Origin of the sequence: Mesorhizobium sp. M7A.F.Ca.US.002.01.1.1 (assembly GCF_004022955.1) — a bacterium.
Classification (GTDB): Bacteria; Pseudomonadota; Alphaproteobacteria; order Rhizobiales; family Rhizobiaceae; genus Mesorhizobium; species Mesorhizobium ciceri.
On the sequence record NZ_RZQE01001045.1, the window covers coordinates 1 to 487 of the forward strand.

General features: G+C 63.9%; 1 pseudogene. It reads left to right on the plus strand.

Features of this window, described 5'->3' with window-relative positions:
- Window positions 1-210 precede the first annotated feature (210 nt).
- Window positions 211-487: pseudogene (locus tag EN932_RS37615) on the plus strand (hypothetical protein); the annotation flags it as partial.

The window sequence follows — 487 nt, forward strand, 5'->3', positions numbered from 1 at the left end:
GCACCGACATGCCGGCGCATATATTGACGCCGTCTGTCACCTCGCGCGGCGTCGTCAACATGACGGCGCTTGCCGTGGTCGAAGCCGCCCACAAGGCACAAGCGGTCGTCAATCTGGGCTGAACACGGATTTCGCGGTAAACTGCAGTTAACCGCGAACACGGTAGCCTTGCGGGGCTAACAGCCGATTTGGAAGGCGGAGTTTGGGCGGATGGCAAGCGGAGGGTGGAAGCAGGCGCATGCTGCCGTGCTGCTTGGCCTGCTGTTGTCCGCAACCTGGGGAGTAGCCGAGCCACAGGCTGCTTCGCGGGTCTGCCGCCAGTTGGAAGCCGATCTTGCCGCGTCCTCGCGCGGCGGCGGTGGCGGTCCGGCGCTAGTCCGGAAATACGATTCCGCGATTGCCAGGCAGCATGAGCAGATTTCGAAGGCTCGCAGCCAGGCGAGCCAGGCCGGGTGCGGTTTTTCGCTGTTTGGCCGCAACCTCAATC